Below are 17,631 nucleotides of genomic sequence, written 5' to 3' on the forward strand. Positions count from 1 at the left end.
AATGAACTAGGAATTTAATGCTATCACCGGTTTTTGAAAACCGCTTTAAGAAAGACGTCAAACGGCTACAGAAGCGTGGCAAAAATATGGAAAAGCTTAAAACCGTTCAGGTGCGCTTTCCGTTGGCGAATTAAATTCGCCACGGGTCGCACCTCAATTGATAACTTACTAGAGAGAAAAGAACTAGAACCCAAATACAAAGATCATGCCTTAACAGGAAATTGGAGTGGATATCGAGATTGTCATATTGAACCAGACTGGATTTTAATCTACAAAATCTCAGGAACCCATCTTTTTCTGGTTCGTTCCGGTTCCCATGCAGATTTATTCTAAATGATCATGAATCCGGAAGTGCTTACGCTGATATTGTCTGGTGGGCAAATCCACAGGATAACTTATCCTTTGGTCAAACTTTCATAATTTGCCCACCCTACCTGACTAGGATTTTTAGTGCGATCGCTCTTGTCTGGTGGGCAAATTGACATAAAAACTGATCACTTGGTCAAACTTTCATTATTTGCCCACCCTACCCCTGAATGCTTACCCTCAACCTTCTCGCAGCTTCTCAATTTCCTCTACAGGTAAGCCAGTAGTCTGGCTAATCGTTTCATTATCTAACAGAGGCAAAAGTTGGCGTGCTATTTCTTCCTTAGCTTGTTTCTTACCTTGTTTCTCAGCAAAAATCGCTAGCCCTTGTTGGTCATGAATAAACATCTCTCTTTTTCCTAGTTCCTCCAACTCCTTCCTAGTTAAATTTGCCTGAGAAGCGATACCAAATGCCTGTTGAAACTCTGGTAGTTGCGCCATTTTCGGTGGCACCGTCTCTAAGGAAGGCGCATTTTTTAAAAAATACATCCACAACTCATCCAGTTGCTCTAACTCTTCCAAGTGCTTCTCAAACTTCGGTAGCTCCACAAACACTAACTGCAAGTGATTTTCGATGTAGTTGATGTTGGTAGTTTCTTCTCGTAACTTGAAATTAGAAATTATCTGATTATGCTCAGGAAACATCACAAAATCGGTAATCGTCAGAGCAATCACTGGCTTGAGATAACGATAGCCTTCTCCTTTACCTAACTGTAGAGAGTAAGCTTTAGTAGCATTGTATAAAACTCTTCTAGCAAAGGATTCTACCTGCAAAACCTGCATTTCAATAATCACCAAAGAACCATCCCTCAGTTTGGCCTTCACATCGAGAAAAGAGTCTTTGAGGATTGGCAGAGGAGAAGACTGATAAGGGTCAATAATTTCCAAATCTTGTATCAGAGGTTGATTGTGGTAGACAAGAGCATTGAGAAAGCTAATCAGAATCGGTTTACTTTCCTGGGAGCCAAAGATTTTTTTGAAGGCAAAGTCGGTTTTAGGGCTGATAAATGTCATTACTTTACCAAAGGGAACAGGGAACAGGGAACAGGGAACAGGGAGTAGGGAGTAGGGAGTAGGGAACAGGGAACAGGGAACAGGGAACAGGGAATAGGGAATAGGGAATAGGGATCGCTGCATAAAGACAGTGCGATCGCTCTTGTAGTAGGGTGGGAAAAGGGACATTATTCGTGATCAAATTACCTTTCTTTAATTATTTGCCAACCCTACCCCTAATTATAGCAATTATTATACCCATGAGGTACAAAATTATGGGTTTTAGGGAGCAGGGAGCAGGGAGCAGGCAGCAGGTAATACGGAAAACAGAATAGTAAAAAAAATCCTGTGTACCTGATAGTTATTAAAACCAACCTATAGTGTTTATCATAGCTATGATGTACAGAGATTTTGTCTCCTTATTACCAATTCCCTATTCCCTATTCCCTATTCCCTACTCTCTAATTCCTACTCTCTAATTCCTGCTCTATAACCTATTGCTACACTCAATGCTCGTTCTAAATCTAGCAAAAAAATCGTTAATTTTTCTGCTTCCGTTCGCGTAGCGTGGCCTTTTGGCCATTGCGATACAGCGACATAATTTGCCATACCAAGGAGATAGCTTTGACTGTAAGAGTCTGGCAATTTCCGAATCGTTGATAAGGGTAAATCGATCATAGTCGGTAGCCTATCAACCGGTATGGCGCAGGCTTCTCCCCTAGGAGTTTTAACGATGATCAAAAAATCGCCAACACTGGATAAATCAATAGGATATTTTGTGACAGCAGCGGTTTTATCTAAACTTTGATCTAGGCTTAGCTTAGCTTTACTAGGTTTGACCAGTATTGGTTTTAAAGGCAGCAGCGTCAAGGTTCGATTGTCTAGATGAATTAATTTGTTATCTCGGTTACTCTCCCTAATGTTGGTGGGAAAATCCCTAACGTTTAAGACGACTGTCATTGGTAACGCTAACCAATATTTAGCGATTTTAAAGACAATAACTCGGACTTTTTTCATCTCCTTACTCCCGATTCCCGATTCCCTGTTCCCTGTTCTCTGTTCCCTTTGCTATATATAATTCATCCTTCATCCTTAACACGTTATTAATTGTTGCTAAAATCTCTTCATCTAAATACGGTTTAGTTAAATAAGCCATAGCCCCAAGTTCGGTAGCAAGTTGTTTGTATTTTTTTTGACTACGGGAGGTGAGCATAATAATAGGAATATCAGCTAAAGCTGGCTCTTGATGACTAAGACTCAAAAGCTCAAGACCGTTTAACCGTGGCATTTCTAAATCACAGATGATCAGATCAACACCATGACTTTTGCGCAATAGTTCTATCGCCTCTAAACCATCTTTAGCTTGCACTACCTGGTTACCATTCCGTTCGAGAATTAGGCTTAAATTTTGTCGCTCAGTAATGGAATCATCGACCACTAAAAAGGTTTTAGAAAGGTTACCATGAAGGTTAGCTGGTTGAAGGTTGGCAGGTTGAAGGTTAGTGTTGGTTGAAGGTTGAAGGTTGGCAGGTTGAAGGTTGGCAGGTTGAAGGTTGGCAGGTTGAAGGTTGGCAGGTTGAAGGTTGGCAGGTTGTTCGCGAAGCGTGGCCTTTTGGCCAAGGTTAGTGTTGGTTGAAGGTTGAAGGTTGGCAGGTTGTTCGCGAAGCGTGGCCTTTTGGCCAAGGTTAGTGTTGGTTGAAGGTTGAAGGTTGGCAGGTTGTCTATGATCAGGTTGAAGGTTGGCAGGTTGAAGGTTATTGTTGGTTGCAGGTTGTCCATGATCAGGTTGTCTATGATCAGCTTTAAGCTTGTCTGGAGAACTTTCAACATTCAACCTGTTAACCTTCAACTCTGGAAAACCTTGGCCAATAGGCCACGGTTCGCGAACAACATTCAACCTGTTAACTTTCAACTCCGGAGAACTTTCAACCTTCGACAAGGATGGCTGAGATTGAGGGAGCTGCTGTACATAGTTAAGTAACCCTGTACCGTCAATTACGAGAGTCAAACGACCATCGGCCAAAATACTGCAACCATAAACATAGGGAGGATATGCGATCGCATTAGGCAGCTGCTTGATCACCAGTTCTTGCTCTTCGAGTACTTGTTCCACTTCCAGCCCCACCCATCCTTCAGCGGTACCCATCAATAGGACAGGATTCATCTCTTGGGGTTTAGTGAGCAAGGGATTCCAAGCGGGTAGTGTCGATACCTGTTGGGATGAGTCTTCCAGTAAGGATGAAAGTTGGTAAATGGGGGTGCTATACTCATTCCCCCTGTGATGCCAATTCAGGATTTTTTGATCACTTACCATCTGGATTTGCTCAGATGCTGGCAACACTATCTGTTCAACGTCATTAGCCACAAACCCATAGACCCCCTGATTAGCTTGAACCACTAACACCCTGGCATTTCTGAGGGCTTCTTGGATCTGCAAAGAAAAGGTCGTGCCAAGACCCGGCTGGGAGCGAACCTTTACCCTACCGTTAATCCGTTGCAGTTGGGAGCGCACCACATCTAGGCCAATACCTCGTCCAGAAAGCTCGTTAATTTGAGAAACAGTGGAAAATCCTGGCTGACACAGTAAGTCTAATAGCTGATTTGGCTCTGGTGATTGGCCGAGGGCTTCCAATTGCTCAATACTGAGCAGGTTTGTTTCCACGGCACGATTATAAATCTTTTCTAAGTCCAGTCCCTGACCATCATCTGTAACTTCAATGATGGTGCGATTTCCTTGATAGAAAGCACGAATTTCAATCTTACCGATGGCGGATTTACCCCTTTGTTGGCGAACCTCCGAGGATTCAATACCATGGTCGAAACCATTGCGGACTAGATGCAGTAAAGCATCATAGAGATGATCAGCAATGGTTTTATCAACTAGGACATTAGTCACACTGAGGGTGAATTCTGCTGACTTGTGATGGACATTAGACAACTGCTGCACCATGGAAGGAAAGGACTTAAGCAGATGTTCCAGAGGTATAGTCTGAGCCGATTGAAGAGTATCCCTCAGCTGAGTTGATAGACGCTGTTCTCGTTCCACACTAGCAGCAGCGGTAGTAGCTAATAGGCTCAGGTCTTCTGTAGCTTGAGTCAGTTGCAGGGTTTCTTCCCAAGCCGCATCCCACAGCTTAGAAATTTGCTGATTAGAGGAATGCTTCTTGAGCTGAGTGCGCAGTTGAGTAAGGGTGTGGCGATGTTGCTTGAGCCAATTGGAAAGTTTTTCAACTACCCCTTGACAGTTTTCATCCTGCCATCCTAACTGGTTTTGGTTAATCAGTAGTTCCCCAACTAGGTGAGATAGGTGTTTAAGACTGTCTAAATCAACACGCACTGTGGCTGATGTCTTGATCGAGCCCTCTGCTAATGAAGGCACATCAGCCTCTGCAGACTCCCGATCGGGAAGAGACATTGATATTTGCTTGACTTCTTTTCCTGATTCAGGGTTAACCGCTAACTCCGACTCTTGCTGAGGGTCAGTCTGAGCTTGGTTAAGATTGTCTGTTGCTACGGTTTCTGAAGATTCATCCAGAAATATAGTATCTGGAAATATACTATCTGGAAGTATACTATCTCGCTCAACAGATTCCTCTTCAGGAAAGACTTGATTCGCTTGCTCTTGTGCAAGAGAAATATTACCAAAAGTTTCCTCAAGTAATTCATCAATATTTGTTGAAGGTTGAAAGTTATTGTTGGTTGAAGGTTGAAGGTTATTGTTGGTTGAAGGTTGAAGGTTATTGTTGGTTGAAGGTTGAAGGTTATTGTTGGTTGAAGGTTGAAGGTTAGTTTGGGTTGTTCGCGTAGCGTGGCCTTTTGGCCAAGGTTCAAGGTTAGCAGGTTGAAGGTTAGCAGGTTGAAGGTTAGCAGGTTGAAGGTTAGTTTGGGTTGTTCGCGTAGCGTGGCCTTTTGGCCAAGGTTCAAGGTTTTCCAGACAACCTTCAACGTTCCAACCTTCAACCTTCAACGATTGTGAACCTTCAACCTTCAACGATTGTGAACCTTCAACCTTCAACGATTGTGAACCTTCAACCTTCAACGATTGTGAACCTTCAACCTTCAACGATTGTGAACCTTCAACCTGTAACTCTTCTTCTGACCCAGCTAATTGTTGAAGGGCGAGGCTGGGGTTTCCTCCACGAGTGCGATCGCCTGCTAAGACAGCGGTATGAGCTTCCTGGAAATTCGTTAAGGCAATCTTGGCAATTGCCATCACCTGTTCAGGGTTAGCGTCAAGGGCTTTGAGGGTGTTTTCGGCAATTGCTTTAAACCCTGGTAAGTTCAAGGATTCCCCTAACCCTACAAATATTTCAGCTTGTTCTCGCAAGGTCTCAGCAATCTCTATCAGCGTAGCCTTGTCATAATCAGGGGTTGTTCGCGTAGCGTGGCCAATAGGCCAAGGTTGAAGGTTAGCAGGTTGAAGGTTAGTGTTGGTTGAAGGTTCAAGGTTAGTGTTGGTTGAAGGTTCAAGGTTAGTGTTGGTTGAAGGTTGAAGGTTAGTGTTGGTTGAAGGTTGAAGGTTGTCTGGAAAACTTTCAACATTCAACCTGTCAACCTGTAACCCTTGAGAACTTTCAACATCCAACCTGCCAACCTGTAACCCTTGAGAACTTTCAACATCCAACCTGTCAACCTGTAACAACGAAGCTAGGTGATCGATTCGTTGCTTGACTCCTACTTCAAAGATAGATTGGACAATATCAAACCCAAGTTCTGCTGATGTGGGTAGAGAGGCTTGATAGTCAAAGCAATCTCCTAATTTAGCTTGCAGTTTAGCAAACACCCCTGCAGCTCGGTTGATAATCTCAGTATTCTTGCTCAACTCCCCAGTCATTTCAGCAGTCAGTGCCATCCTGAGGCACTGATATCCCTCAAACAGTAGTGTTTCTAGTTCTGTATCAATGGTTGCCTCAGGGGCTAACATTGCCCGGAAGACATCTTCGAGATAATGTGCTACACTTTTTATGGTTTCTTGCCGGACATTAGCAGCTGCGCCTTTCAGGGTATGAGTGGCTCGCATTAAGTCATAAAGTTGGTTTTTTGGCTTGTTCGGTGTCAAAGCCAGCAAATGTTGTTCAATAACTTGCAGCAAGTCCTGGGCTTCCCCAAGAAAGTATTGATAGGTTTCTGGATCAATAGTTGACATTTTTTTAGGGAGTAGGGAGTAGGGAGTAGGGAGTAGGGAGTAGGGATAAGAAACTTGACTTTACCTGATCAGTATAATCAACGCTATATAAATAAAGCGAATAATAACCCCTAAAACCAATCTCAAAGCGCCAGTTGCTCCCCAACCTCCCCGCGCCCACGCCCCGCGCCCCCGCCCCACACTCCCTACCCGTAGCACTATAACTAGTTAACAGTAAACTGCTCAACAGCTGCCTGTAGCTTTTCGATGGTGGTGAGGGATTCCTTGAAGGACTCCCAAAGCTGGGCAGAGTCTTCAGAGGTATTGGTGGATATGGCCGCAACTTCTTTCATGGTTTGGGTAACCGATTGTGATTGTTCGAGTTGGGCTAGGGTTACCTGGGTAATCCCTGCAACTAACTGGCTAATCTCAGCAGTAGCTGATGCGATCGCATTTAGATTGCCCTTGCTTTCTTCTACCAATTCTGTGCCAGTATTAACCTGAGCGATCGCGACTTCGGTCACTTTAATCACCTCTCTAGTCTGAGTGCGGATTTCAGCAACTAAATTAGAAATTTCCGTAGTTGCCTTGGCCGACTGTCGAGCTAAGGAGCGCACCTCATCAGCTACCACCGCAAAACCTTTACCATACTCCCCAGCTCGGGTGGCTTCGATAGCAGCATTAAGGGAGAGTAGCTGGGTTTGGGTAGCAAAATCACTAATCAAATTCAATACCCGGTCAACATTTTGGGAGTATTGACTTAACTGTCTAATTTGATGGCTGGCTTCCTCCACACTGTCCCGAATTCCTAGAATTCCCTCCACCGTGCGGTTCATAGCTGTCTCCCCCGATGCTACTTTTTGGTTTGCCTCTTGCACAGCTCGGTCGATGGATTGGGCGCTAGTGGTTACAGCTTGGGTAGAGTTAACCATGTTCTGGATTTGATCCATGGCTTGGGTCAACTCCTGACACTGATGCTGGGCTTCTTCAGAAAGTTTAGTAATTGCTGCTTCACTCTCTGTAGCAGTTTCAGCGACTTTCACAGAAGCTGAGAGTACCTCGATCACAATTTGCCGTAAACTGTGAATGGTGTTGTTGTAAGCATCTGCAATAGTCCCAAGTTCATCATTGGTAATCGGAGCTCTAACGGTCAAGTCACCGTCTAGAGCAGGTCGAACAGCTGTGAGCAAATCAATAGCACGCTGTTGGAATAATTCCCTAGCCTCCTTTTCCTGTGATGCTAATTCTGCTAGTTTTTGGGATTGCGATCGCAATTGTTCCAAATACTCAGCTCGCTGCAACGGTACACTCATCTGAGCGGCAATCTGAAGCATCCAATTAATCTCTTCCGTTTGCCAATCCCTAGCTTCAGAATTTTGATAAGCAGCCAGTAAACCCCACAGTGTATCCCCTTGGAAAATCGGCACAATAGTATAGGCTCTGGCCTGATATCGCTCTAGCTGCTCGATATAACAACTTGAAAAATCCCCTTCGTAGATATCACTAACCACCCAGAAGGGTTTCTCTTCCCTAGAGAGATTGCCTTGGATGCTTTGTAGATAGCTATCTCGGATGGTTGGAGCTTCCTGGCTAAACTGCTCAGGGGTATTTCCAGCCACCGTTTTAACGATACATTCACTAATATTTTTGTTGATCAGGGGATTATTAGTCTGTTCCTGGATTAAGGATGTCCAGCCACTAGCCACAGACTCAGCCACAAAGGAGCCACTCCAATCAGAATTGAAGCGATATATGGTAACACGGTCAACCCCTAAGAGTGTACGAACTTCGTTGGTAGTAACATTAAAAATAGTGCGCAAGTCTTGGGATTGTTGAATTTTATCCGTCACCTTAGTCAGAACTCGTTCCCGTTCTGCTGCTTGACGTATTTCCTCAGACTTTAACTGTTGTGCCTCCAGTAGCTCAGCGTGTTGCAATGCTACTCCTAACTCAGCTGCAATATCAAGCATCCAGCTAACCTCTGACTCCTGCCATTGCCTGAGATCAGAGTTTTGATAGCTAGCCAATAATCCCCAGAGTTTTTCATTCTGGTAAATAGCTACAATCACATAAGCTCTTGCTTGATAACTTTCTAGCACTTCCAGATAACAAGGAGTGAACTCCTGATTGTAGATATCCTCCACCACCCGGTAGGTTTCCCCCCTACTATAGGAACCCCCCTGGGTTTCTTGAAGATAAGTATCGACCTGGTTAATTGGTTGATTAGCCAATTGTTGGATGCTGCATTCGCTGATATCAGCCCTGAGGGTGGGGTTATTAGTCTGGCTCTGAAGCAGAGAAATCCAGCCTCCAGCCACAGACTCTGCTAAAAATTCACCACTCCAATCGGGATTAAAGCGATAGATAACGGTTCGGTCAGTGTTGAGCAGCTGTCGCACTTCTTGAGTGGTGGTCTGGAAAATAGTCTTGATATCCAGAGAACGGCGGACTTTGTTAATGACTTTCGCCACAGTTACTTCCCGCGCCTGCTGCTGTTGCAACTGAGTGCGTAACTCGTGGTTAGCTAGGTGAAGGGATAGTTCTGTGGCAATAGTATGAAAGGAATTAATCTGTTGTGGAGTCCAGGATGGAACCGACCTGTCTTGGTTTGTCTGTGCCTGGCATTGCTGCAGGACCAACAAACCCCAAGCTTTCCCCGATACCGGCAAGCATAAGCTGAGACTGGATTTAACTTGAAATTTATCCAGCAGCTGGAGTTGGTAGGGGGTGACCGAATCATTGTTGACCTGATCGATAATTACCCTTGACTGCTGGAAATACTCTGTGGACAAGTCAGCCCCAAAAGCAGTAGCATTTAGGGTTTCCCCGACCGCAGGAGTCCAACCCCGTTCTACTGCTTCTGCCAAAACTATTCCGGTGCGAGCAGAATTGAAGCGATAAATTAATACCCGCTCGGCTTGGCTTAGATGTTGAACCCCATTGACTGTATTATTTAGTAAGGTTTCCCAGTCCCCAGCTTCACTCATTAATCTGCTAAGCTCTAACAATTTTTCATGCTGGGCTTGGAACTGTTGTTGGAGTGCCTCTTCGTAGCTAAGCTTCAATTGCTGAATTTCCAGATTCACCCCTACCGTAAACTGCTCAACCTCCTGACCAAAGGATTCAAATTGCTCCAAATTTTTTTTCAGGTCTGATTTATCTACCCTTCGGCGTTGCTCTAGATCAGTTTTTAGCCTGTCTAGGTTAACCTTAAATCCCTCTAGGTTGGGGCGAGCAGAGTTAAAGAATTGCGGAGTATCCTCCTTGAGGAGATTGTGATTTTCTAATAGCAGTTCTGAATCATTATCATCCCATTGTGATTCTGACATCTGTCTAGAGTCGTAAATTTTAATTATACTTCATACTTTATATCAAGTGCTGCTTGAACAATTCGTTGGGCATCTAAGATAATACTACTGGCTTCAGGAAGATAGGCTTTGACAAATTGTCCAAATCTGAGGGGCAATAATCGATCGGGGGGTTGTAAGTTTTGCCAATGGTGCTGTTCTATTTCTTCCACTTGTGAAACCACCAGTCCCAGCAGTTTGCTGTTTACTTGAAGTACGATTACCATGATTTTTGTCCTCGGCATGTCCTTGGGTTGCCAAACACCAGGAAATCCTAGCAGAGAGTTTAGATCTAACAACCACAGCATTTCACCACGCCAGTTGTAAATCCCAATCACACTATCGGCAGTATGGGGGATTGGCAAAATTTCAGCAACCGAGACATTCAGAATTGCTTGGATGTAGTTTACCTGTAACAACGCCCCATTACCAGACCCTACTTGGAAGCGCAAAAATTTCTCCTGGGGGGGAAGTTGGGCATCAACACTGACCTTAACGGAGGTAGGGAGAGGTAATTGAGCTTGATTACCCTGGAAATTATGTTCATTTTTCTGCCAGGAGACAGAATAATCGACTTGATTAGTTCTTACCGTTGAGCCTGACTCTAGCCAAGTAGATAAGTCAAGCACCACCGGAATGCTTTCTAGTGTAATTTGTTTACGCCATGCTGGTTGTTTCTCGGTTAGGCTACGGCCCAAAATTTTGACGGTATCAATTGAGTTTGGTTTTAACTTGCTGATTGTGTGGTAGATAAATCTTACCACGGCTCCTGGTTTAGGAGCGGGGTCTGCTTCGAGTAAAACCAATAAACAGCTATCGTGAAGTTTAACTTTAGCTATAATACCTTCGTGCTGAAGTTTGTGATTCAGCATGGCGGCGATGACGTTTGGGTTTCCCTGTTTAGCTAATTGTAAAATTTTGCTGATCTTGGAAATCTGCTCTTTGCTCATCACAACAAGTTACTATCCAAATGATCAAACATTTATGATAAATAAATTCCAAGGTATTTAATAGCTTTATTTGTAATAATTTTTAATTTTGGTTAGAGTGACTGCTCACGTTTTTATAATTGCGTGAATTTATGGACCAATGAAAACCAGGGTTGAATCTACCTCTAATAGCTTGAGTGCTAAGCTAGTACGCTACGGTCAGGAAAAATTTACTGGCCGGCTGGATCTGAAGGTGTCAACTGCTCAGCAATGGAGCTTCTACTTGAGTTATGGCCGTTTGGTATGGGCATCTGGCAGTGTTCATCCCACTAGGCGTTGGCGTCGGCAGATAATCTATCATTGTCCTGAGATTAATCCTAATCGGATTGCCCTCAAAAAGATAGAGCCAGGGTCCTGTTGGGACTACCAGTTGATGGTGCTGTTAGCACGGAAGCGAATGATCAACCCCCAACAGACTGTAGTTGTAATTCAAGGCATTGTGGCAGAAATATTATTTGATATCCTCCAGAGCCTAACCTTAGTTTCTCGGGAGCAAACCCTAATTCAACCCAGTAATGGTTCTGTGTCGTCAAACACCATGGAAACTAGGGTCAACAAGCCTGACAATTTCTTGCTCAATGCCCAGTTAGGAGTACGTCCCTCTATGCAGGGGATTTTGCCACAAACCTGGATGTTAGAGGTAGAAGCAACTATCAAGCAAGCTCAACAGGTCTGGCAGCAGTGGTCAGAAATGGGTTTGGAGGATATTTCTCCTGACTTAGCACCGGTGCTGTTGCAAAAGTCGGCTTTGGAACAGCAAACCTCAGTGGCGACCTACAAAAATCTGGTAAACCTAATCAACGGTAAGCGCACCCTGCGAGATATAGCAGCTCTGCTCAAACGAGATGTGTTACTGCTGACGCGATCGCTAAACCCTTATATTAAGAAACAACTGATTGAACTAGTAGAATTACCTGACTTGAGCGCTCCCAACTTTGTGGATATCCCCGCCAAGGCAGGCATTAGTACCCAAAAATCCCAAACCCAAAAATCCCAAACCCAAAAATCCCAAACCCAAAAATCCCAGAAGAAGTCTGATCAGGGATTAATAGTCTGTATTGATGATCACCCCCAAACCTGTAAAATTATGAAGGACGTGATTCAATCAGCAGGTTATCGATTTCTAGGAATCCAAGACTCTATCAAAGCTCTACCGTTGTTACTCAAACATAAGCCAGATTTAATATTCTTGGATTTGGTGATGCCGATTGTTAATGGCTACGAAATGTGCGCCCAGATCCGCCGGGTGTCAATGTTTGCCAATACACCAGTGATTATTCTGACGGCTAAAGATGGTATTGTAGACCGGGTGAGAGCCAGAATCGTTGGGGCTACTGATTTCCTGAGCAAACCAATCGACCATCAAAAAGTAGTGGCAACGGTGCGCAAGTATCATAAAACGTCGCCCACCAAGACCAATCCAGTTTAAAAAGGCGAGACTCTGGACGTGAAGCAAGAGTCTAGAGGTGGGGGAAATCAAGGATTTTACAATGGTTTTCGGTTAACAGTCAACGGTTAACCGTCCACAAACAATAACTATTGAATAAGATCCTCTAGGGTACACAGCAGTTCTTCTGGATTCACTGGTTTAGCTAAGTAGGCATCAGCCCCCAGCATCTTTCCCCAAATTTTGTCCACCTCAGTACCTTTGGTGGAGCAAATCACCACAGGAATCTCGCTAGTGTGAGGATTCACTTTCAGGGCTCTACAAAACTCAAAACCACTTTGACCAGGCAAAATTACATCTAAAACCACTAAATCCGGCGTATGATGAGATAATTTTTCCCGAGCCTCCTCAACGCTAGCCACGCCAGTAACCCCCAAACCCGCTTGTTGCAAACAGCGAGTTAGGTACTGTCTTTCTGTTACGCTATCTTCTACCACCAAAACAGTTTTCATATCTTATAGAATAGCACCTTATACAGAAAGTTTCTTAATGGCAAGGGTAGAATTACTGAATCAGATCAGGGTTTACCTGGCGCTATAGTTAGTGAAATCAGGGTCAACTCAGCTGATCTAACAAAGGGCATTAGATCATATCCCTGGTGACCAGAGCAGGGGAGCTTCGGAGCTTCGGAGCTTCGGAGCTTCAAAGGTAAGCTATCAGCGTGTCGCGTATCAGCCTATGCGCTACGTCCCAGCCTTGAAGCCTGTGCCACGCTACAGATGGTGCTATCAGCTCAAGGCTGACGGCTGACGGCTGACGGCACCTCAAGCAGCACCATCTGTAGCGCATATGCTTACCAGGGTAGCTTCGGAGCTTCGGAGTAGGAAATAAGGAATCGGGAACACAGGAGTAAATTAAGAGATTTTTAAAGGTCAGCAATCAATAATTTTAAAGACTTAAAAAACTATTTATCTAAAATGTATAGATATAGCAAAAAAGTATTTTATTAAATAAAAGTTTTCCTATGTTATTACAACTAATAATATAGTTGGAAATAATAACTCCTGAAACGATAAGCTGCAATGGGAGGAGAAGCTGTTGAATATTGCAATTGTATATTATCGATATAAATAAAAACAATGTAAAAATTGATTATATTAACCTTTTTTTATTTTACTTTGTTCAAAGTAAAATAAAATGCTTTTTAGATTAGTAGCTTATGTTCAAATCAGGTAATTATAATTACAAAACTATAATCTGTGAAGCGTGACTATTAAATATTAATAGAAACTTCACACTATAAAACTCACAATATTATCACAAACTTAGCCTAACCTTGAAAAGCCTGATTCAAGAAGCCTTCTTGGGCTGTTTACATAGCAGTAACACACAGGAGAGTTTTTTTAGTCAACCAGCTCGGGTTCCAAAAATCGGATTCATAAAATGATCAGCTAGGGCTGATAAGTACATAGAAAGTTAAAAACAGTACTAGTCATGATAGTGAAGCACCATTACCCACTTGCCCACTGGTCAATGAGCCAAAGCCAGCCTCTGATTGATCTAGGCTTGCTAGAACAACTGCGGGTCAGCAATTGAGAGGATTAACAATGGTGGTTTATGTATCAGGGCGCATCCAGCCGATAAGCAGTCATAGCAGCTACTGGGAGTTTAATTGGTTAGTTAAAAGTCAGTTAAAATTCACCCATGTAGACTCTCGTATCCTGGTTTGCGATCGCTGCATTGGTGTTGCTCAACTATGGCAGCCAAAGGCAGGGCAGCTGGGGAAAAAGACTCCTGTGGATGAAACCCTAAGAAACCTAATTGAAGAAGTATCCCGCTACCGGGACCCAAGTCCTGAGCGGCAGAAAGCCTTGAATCGTTTCCTGATCGTTGTTCAAAATCTACCTGGCATTTACAAATCTTCCCACGTAGACTATCTAGAGGCGTTAAATCGAACCTGGGAATGGGTCATCCGCAATCTGTACCAGTTTGAGCCAAGTTCAACCTCCGTTGAAAAAAGCTTAGTAACCTGGATCAACGGATATTTACGCTGGCGCATCCGAGATTTATATATTTCAGATAGTAACTATCCAAAGATTAGCACTAATCAACCGATCGGTAACAGTGAGGAGGATTCAAGGACTCTAGAAGACCGATTGCCAGACCCTAAACCTTGCTTGAGTAAACTGGATGATTACATTGAAGCAATCCAGACAGCTGAACGCCAGCGTCTAAGTCAAGGGATTCTCGCAGAAATTAAAAACGATCCAGATGGGAAACTAATCGGTTGTCATCCCCGCAACTATCCCGAATGTCATTGTCAGCTATTAGCAATCCGGTTGCTAGTACAAGAACCACCCCAGAGAATTGCTGACATTGCTAGAGAATTTAAGGCTAACCAACAAACTCTCTACTCTCACTGGAAGAAAAAATGCCTGCCGAAACTGCAAGATATTGGTAAAACGTTTGGACATCAACCATGACTATTACAGAATCAACTAACATTAAGGTTTCTCTTAGCCCATACGCTCATAGTTATGCAGCACAGTTTGCTGCTGAACAAACCACCCCTCGCAAGGGAAAACACGTCTATTTAAATACTTTAGCAGTTTATGCTATTAACAACTATCTTAAATGGCTCAATATTCCCAGTAATCTTGCTCAAAGTGATTGTTGGAATCCGGGTTTGAGAGCATTGTTTGATGTAGCTGATTTGGTTTTGCCCAACATTGGTAAATTGGAATGTCGTCCAGTGCTACCAGGTCAGTCAACCTTGAATGTGCCACTAGAAGTGACCGAAGACCGGATTGGCTATGTGGCAGTGCAGTTCAGTGAGCAATTAGACCAGGTAGAGTTATTGGGATTTGCTCCGTATCATGCGATCGCTAAATCCCTAGACCCTTTACCCCTAGAACAGCTTGAATCTCTCGATACACTAATTGACAAGATTGATTGGATTAAGAAATCGGTGAGGATAAGCCAATGGTTTGAAGAAATATTTCAGGCAGATTGGCAACCACCAGCATCACTTTTACCTCCGTATAGGTACAGGTCTAGTTTCAAAACGGTTACTGCCTTCAGAGGATCTGAGTTAGGTCTCAAGCGGCGCTCCATGCAAGAACCGAGGATAGAGGCTTTAAGGGGTAATGACAGATCAACGATGCGAGCCAAGCTAATGGACTTAGCTGGTCAAGGAGTAGTCCTGCTGCTGCAAGTGAATTTCCAACCTCCTGATACTGAAGATATCGATATTTTTATGCGCCTATATCCTGCGGGGGATGCAAGTTATTTACCACCAGATTTGCAGGTTAATTTACTTGATGAATCGGGCAATTCTTGTATGAAAACTCAAGCTGGAAAAACTAACGACAAGATCCATATTGATTTCAGTTGCCAACCACAGGAACGATTCAGTGTCAGATTAAAATTGGGAGATCTAAGTATCACGGAAAAATTTATAATTTAGGTAAGCTATCAGCTATCAGCGATTAGCGCTACAGATGGTGCTACAGATGGTGCTATCAGCTATCAGCGATTAGCGCTACGCGCACGCTACTTGAGGTGCTATCAGCGATTAGCGCTACAGATGGTGCTACAGATGGTGCTTTTAAATAAAACAGGTAAGCATTGGAATAATGCTGAGTTACATCTTTTGAATAAAACAGGTAAGCATTGGCTTAATCTCTGTTACATCAGCTGACTGCTGACCACTGACCGCTGACCGCTGACCGCTGAACGCGCACGCGTGCGCGTAGGGCATATGCTTACAGCTGAAGCCAAGTTCAACACCAAAACAATGATTATAGTCAAGCTCCAACTAGTGGGAAGTGCCGAAGGTGGATTCCATACCACAGTCACGTCAATTCCTAGGGAATTTGACAGCTTTAATGGCTTTCTACCTCCCCTCCCACCAAAGTTAAATAACTCCTTCAGCAAATGGCGGTCAGATTATCGAGAAGTGGAACAAGTACGCTCACCGATTAATCCTGACCAAACTGGGTTTCGCATCAAACCCAAAGGTGTGAGAGTTTCTTCTCCCACTAACACCACTCAGGATGTGAAATTATACTTGAATGAATGGCTCAATGCTGGCGATAGTGACTGGCAGCAAATCCGGGATAACTTAATTTCTATAGGAAGTCAATTTAAGCTTGCTGAAGAAGAAACCAGAGTACTATTGGATTCTCAAGACATTAAATTGGGCTACTTTCCTTGGCAAGAGTGGCAGTTATTTGAAGATCACTTCTCACCGGTGGAAATTGCCTTAAGGGTCAGAGGTCGCCCTAAGGATAAAATCATTCCTGCTCAAGCCTGCTCCAAAGTCAGAATTTTGCTGGTTGTGGGTAGGAGTGACAATATCAACACTAATGCTGATCTTAAGGTAATCCAGGAATTAGAAGAAAAAGGAGCAGAGGTAATCTATCTGATGCAGCCTAGTATCAGGGAGTTATGTGATGCCCTTTGGGAAACAGAAGGCTACCATATCTTTATTTTTACCGGTCACAGTGGCTCAGATCAAGATGGCAAAATTGGTTGGATTGAGCTGAATGACCAAGATAGTTTAAGTATTGAGGATTTCAAAAATTCCCTAAAAGCATCCATAGATAAAGGATTACAGCTAGCTATTTTTAATTCCTGTGATGGTTTGGGGTTAGCTAACCAATTAGGGAAGTTAAACCTTCCTCGTACTATTGTGATGCGAGAACCTGTCCCCGATCCAGTAGCGATCGCTTTCTTACAGTATTTTTTCCAGGAGTTTACCAGTCAAAAATCTCTTTTTGCTTCGGTTCATACAGCACGAAAACACCTGGAACATTTTAATTTACAGTATCCAGGTGCTATGTGGTTGCCAACCCTTTGTATTAGGGAATCCGCATTAGAGCAGCCACTAACTTGGCAAAAGCTTTATAAACCACCATCTGAGGAACGATCTGAGCAACGATCTGAGCCACAATCTGAGCCACCTTCTATCTCACCTAAAAATTTACCAATTAAGTTAGTAGTAACCTTACTAGGTATAGTAGCAATTTGTCTTGGGATTGGGTTATGGTTAAAATCAAAGGAAATACTAACGACACAATCAAAGCCTTGTCCTGACCAAGCCTCAAACCATAAACAGAATGGAACCCAACCTATTCCGTGTTTTGCTTATGTTGATGTTGATAAAATTCCTTCAGGAACATGGGTTTACAGTGGTAGCACATCTTGGGTGCCGATTCGCCGTAAAGTAGATCCAAGGCTGAGGGGGCGACGAAATAAGCTAAAATGCAGATTCTATAAGCAACCTAGCCCTTATACCTCGTTGATAATACTTTCGTTTATTAGGATTGAGTCTCATTAATTCGGTTACTAATTCTAGACAACAATCCTTAAACTTTACCCAGGTTTGACCATATAAACCAATGTAAAAACTGCTATGTCTCC

Annotated in this window: 12 protein-coding genes and 2 pseudogenes; 5 read left to right on the forward strand and 9 right to left on the reverse strand. The window is 43.4% G+C overall.

The annotated features are described in order from the left end of the window. Positions 1–75 precede the first annotated feature (75 nt). Positions 76–333 (forward strand): type II toxin-antitoxin system YafQ family toxin, encoded by a 258-nt coding sequence (locus F6K46_RS22550; RefSeq protein ID WP_143727647.1) that lies wholly within the window; start codon positions 76–78, stop codon positions 331–333. Between the two features lie 213 nt (positions 334–546). On the opposite strand, the gene F6K46_RS22555 is transcribed toward F6K46_RS22550, so the two are convergent. The 7 genes from F6K46_RS22555 to F6K46_RS22585 form a co-directional block, all read right to left on the reverse strand. Next, on the reverse strand, positions 547–1,380 hold the full coding sequence (locus F6K46_RS22555; RefSeq protein ID WP_293061285.1) for an Rpn family recombination-promoting nuclease/putative transposase: 834 nt from the start codon (positions 1,378–1,380) through the stop codon (positions 547–549). 4 nt (positions 1,381–1,384) lie between these two features. Then, positions 1,385–1,561, reverse strand: coding sequence for a hypothetical protein (locus tag F6K46_RS22560; RefSeq protein WP_293061263.1), 177 nt, complete (start codon positions 1,559–1,561; stop codon positions 1,385–1,387). Positions 1,562–1,827: 266 nt separating this feature from the next. Next, complete coding sequence (locus F6K46_RS22565) at positions 1,828–2,376, reverse strand: hypothetical protein (protein WP_293061265.1); 549 nt, start codon at positions 2,374–2,376, stop codon at positions 1,828–1,830. A 4-nt stretch (positions 2,377–2,380) separates the two neighbouring features. Continuing rightward, positions 2,381–6,505 carry a response regulator gene (locus F6K46_RS22570; protein ID WP_293061267.1) on the reverse strand — a complete coding sequence of 1,375 codons (4,125 nt, stop codon included), beginning with the start codon at positions 6,503–6,505 and terminating at the stop codon, positions 2,381–2,383. Positions 6,506–6,509: 4 nt separating this feature from the next. Then, positions 6,510–6,650, reverse strand: coding sequence for a hypothetical protein (locus F6K46_RS22575; protein ID WP_293061269.1), 141 nt, complete (start codon positions 6,648–6,650; stop codon positions 6,510–6,512). 58 nt (positions 6,651–6,708) lie between these two features. Beyond that, positions 6,709–9,813 carry a GAF domain-containing protein gene (locus tag F6K46_RS22580; RefSeq protein WP_293061271.1) on the reverse strand — a complete coding sequence of 1,035 codons (3,105 nt, stop codon included), beginning with the start codon at positions 9,811–9,813 and terminating at the stop codon, positions 6,709–6,711. Positions 9,814–9,836: 23 nt separating this feature from the next. Then, positions 9,837–10,781: a chemotaxis protein CheW gene (locus F6K46_RS22585; RefSeq protein WP_081431228.1), complete on the reverse strand. Its 945-nt coding sequence runs from the start codon at positions 10,779–10,781 to the stop codon at positions 9,837–9,839. Positions 10,782–10,920: 139 nt separating this feature from the next. Here F6K46_RS22585 and F6K46_RS22590 point away from each other — a divergent pair, with 139 nt between their 5' ends. Then, positions 10,921–12,249 carry a response regulator gene (locus F6K46_RS22590; protein WP_293061273.1) on the forward strand — a complete coding sequence of 443 codons (1,329 nt, stop codon included), beginning with the start codon at positions 10,921–10,923 and terminating at the stop codon, positions 12,247–12,249. A gap of 107 nt (positions 12,250–12,356) precedes the next feature. On the opposite strand, the gene F6K46_RS22595 is transcribed toward F6K46_RS22590, so the two are convergent. Continuing rightward, positions 12,357–12,719 carry a response regulator gene (locus F6K46_RS22595; RefSeq protein ID WP_075900480.1) on the reverse strand — a complete coding sequence of 121 codons (363 nt, stop codon included), beginning with the start codon at positions 12,717–12,719 and terminating at the stop codon, positions 12,357–12,359. Between the two features lie 1,095 nt (positions 12,720–13,814). Here F6K46_RS22595 and F6K46_RS22600 point away from each other — a divergent pair. The 3 genes and pseudogenes from F6K46_RS22600 to F6K46_RS22610 form a co-directional block, all read left to right on the forward strand. Next, positions 13,815–14,690: a hypothetical protein gene (locus tag F6K46_RS22600; protein ID WP_081431229.1), complete on the forward strand. Its 876-nt coding sequence runs from the start codon at positions 13,815–13,817 to the stop codon at positions 14,688–14,690. Then, entirely contained in the window at positions 14,687–15,673 is a 987-nt protein-coding gene (locus F6K46_RS22605) for a DUF1822 family protein (RefSeq protein ID WP_293061277.1), read from the forward strand. The genes F6K46_RS22600 and F6K46_RS22605 overlap by 4 nt, the downstream gene beginning before the upstream one ends. Positions 15,674–16,003: 330 nt before the next feature. Further along, positions 16,004–17,005: pseudogene (locus tag F6K46_RS22610) on the forward strand (CHAT domain-containing protein); the annotation flags it as partial. Between the two features lie 462 nt (positions 17,006–17,467). Here the strand turns inward: F6K46_RS22610 and F6K46_RS22615 are convergent. Further along, positions 17,468–17,631: pseudogene (locus F6K46_RS22615) on the reverse strand (IS4 family transposase); the annotation flags it as partial.

This window comes from Moorena sp. SIO3E8 (genome assembly GCF_010692445.1).
Classification (GTDB): Bacteria; Cyanobacteriota; Cyanobacteriia; order Cyanobacteriales; family Coleofasciculaceae; genus Moorena; species Moorena bouillonii.

Bases quoted from the DNA above. Each gene is read 5' to 3' on its own strand.
- F6K46_RS22580 (WP_293061271.1), bottom strand. From the start codon at position 9,813: ATGTCAGAATCACAATGGGATGATAATGATTCAGAACTGCTATTAGAA.
- F6K46_RS22600 (WP_081431229.1), top strand. From the start codon at position 13,815: ATGGTGGTTTATGTATCAGGGCGCATCCAGCCGATAAGCAGTCATAGC.
- F6K46_RS22570 (WP_293061267.1), bottom strand. From the start codon at position 6,505: ATGTCAACTATTGATCCAGAAACCTATCAATACTTTCTTGGGGAAGCC.
- F6K46_RS22555 (WP_293061285.1), bottom strand. From the start codon at position 1,380: ATGACATTTATCAGCCCTAAAACCGACTTTGCCTTCAAAAAAATCTTT.
- F6K46_RS22565 (WP_293061265.1), bottom strand. From the start codon at position 2,376: ATGAAAAAAGTCCGAGTTATTGTCTTTAAAATCGCTAAATATTGGTTA.
- F6K46_RS22590 (WP_293061273.1), top strand. From the start codon at position 10,921: ATGAAAACCAGGGTTGAATCTACCTCTAATAGCTTGAGTGCTAAGCTA.
- F6K46_RS22585 (WP_081431228.1), bottom strand. From the start codon at position 10,781: ATGAGCAAAGAGCAGATTTCCAAGATCAGCAAAATTTTACAATTAGCT.
- F6K46_RS22595 (WP_075900480.1), bottom strand. From the start codon at position 12,719: ATGAAAACTGTTTTGGTGGTAGAAGATAGCGTAACAGAAAGACAGTAC.
- F6K46_RS22605 (WP_293061277.1), top strand. From the start codon at position 14,687: ATGACTATTACAGAATCAACTAACATTAAGGTTTCTCTTAGCCCATAC.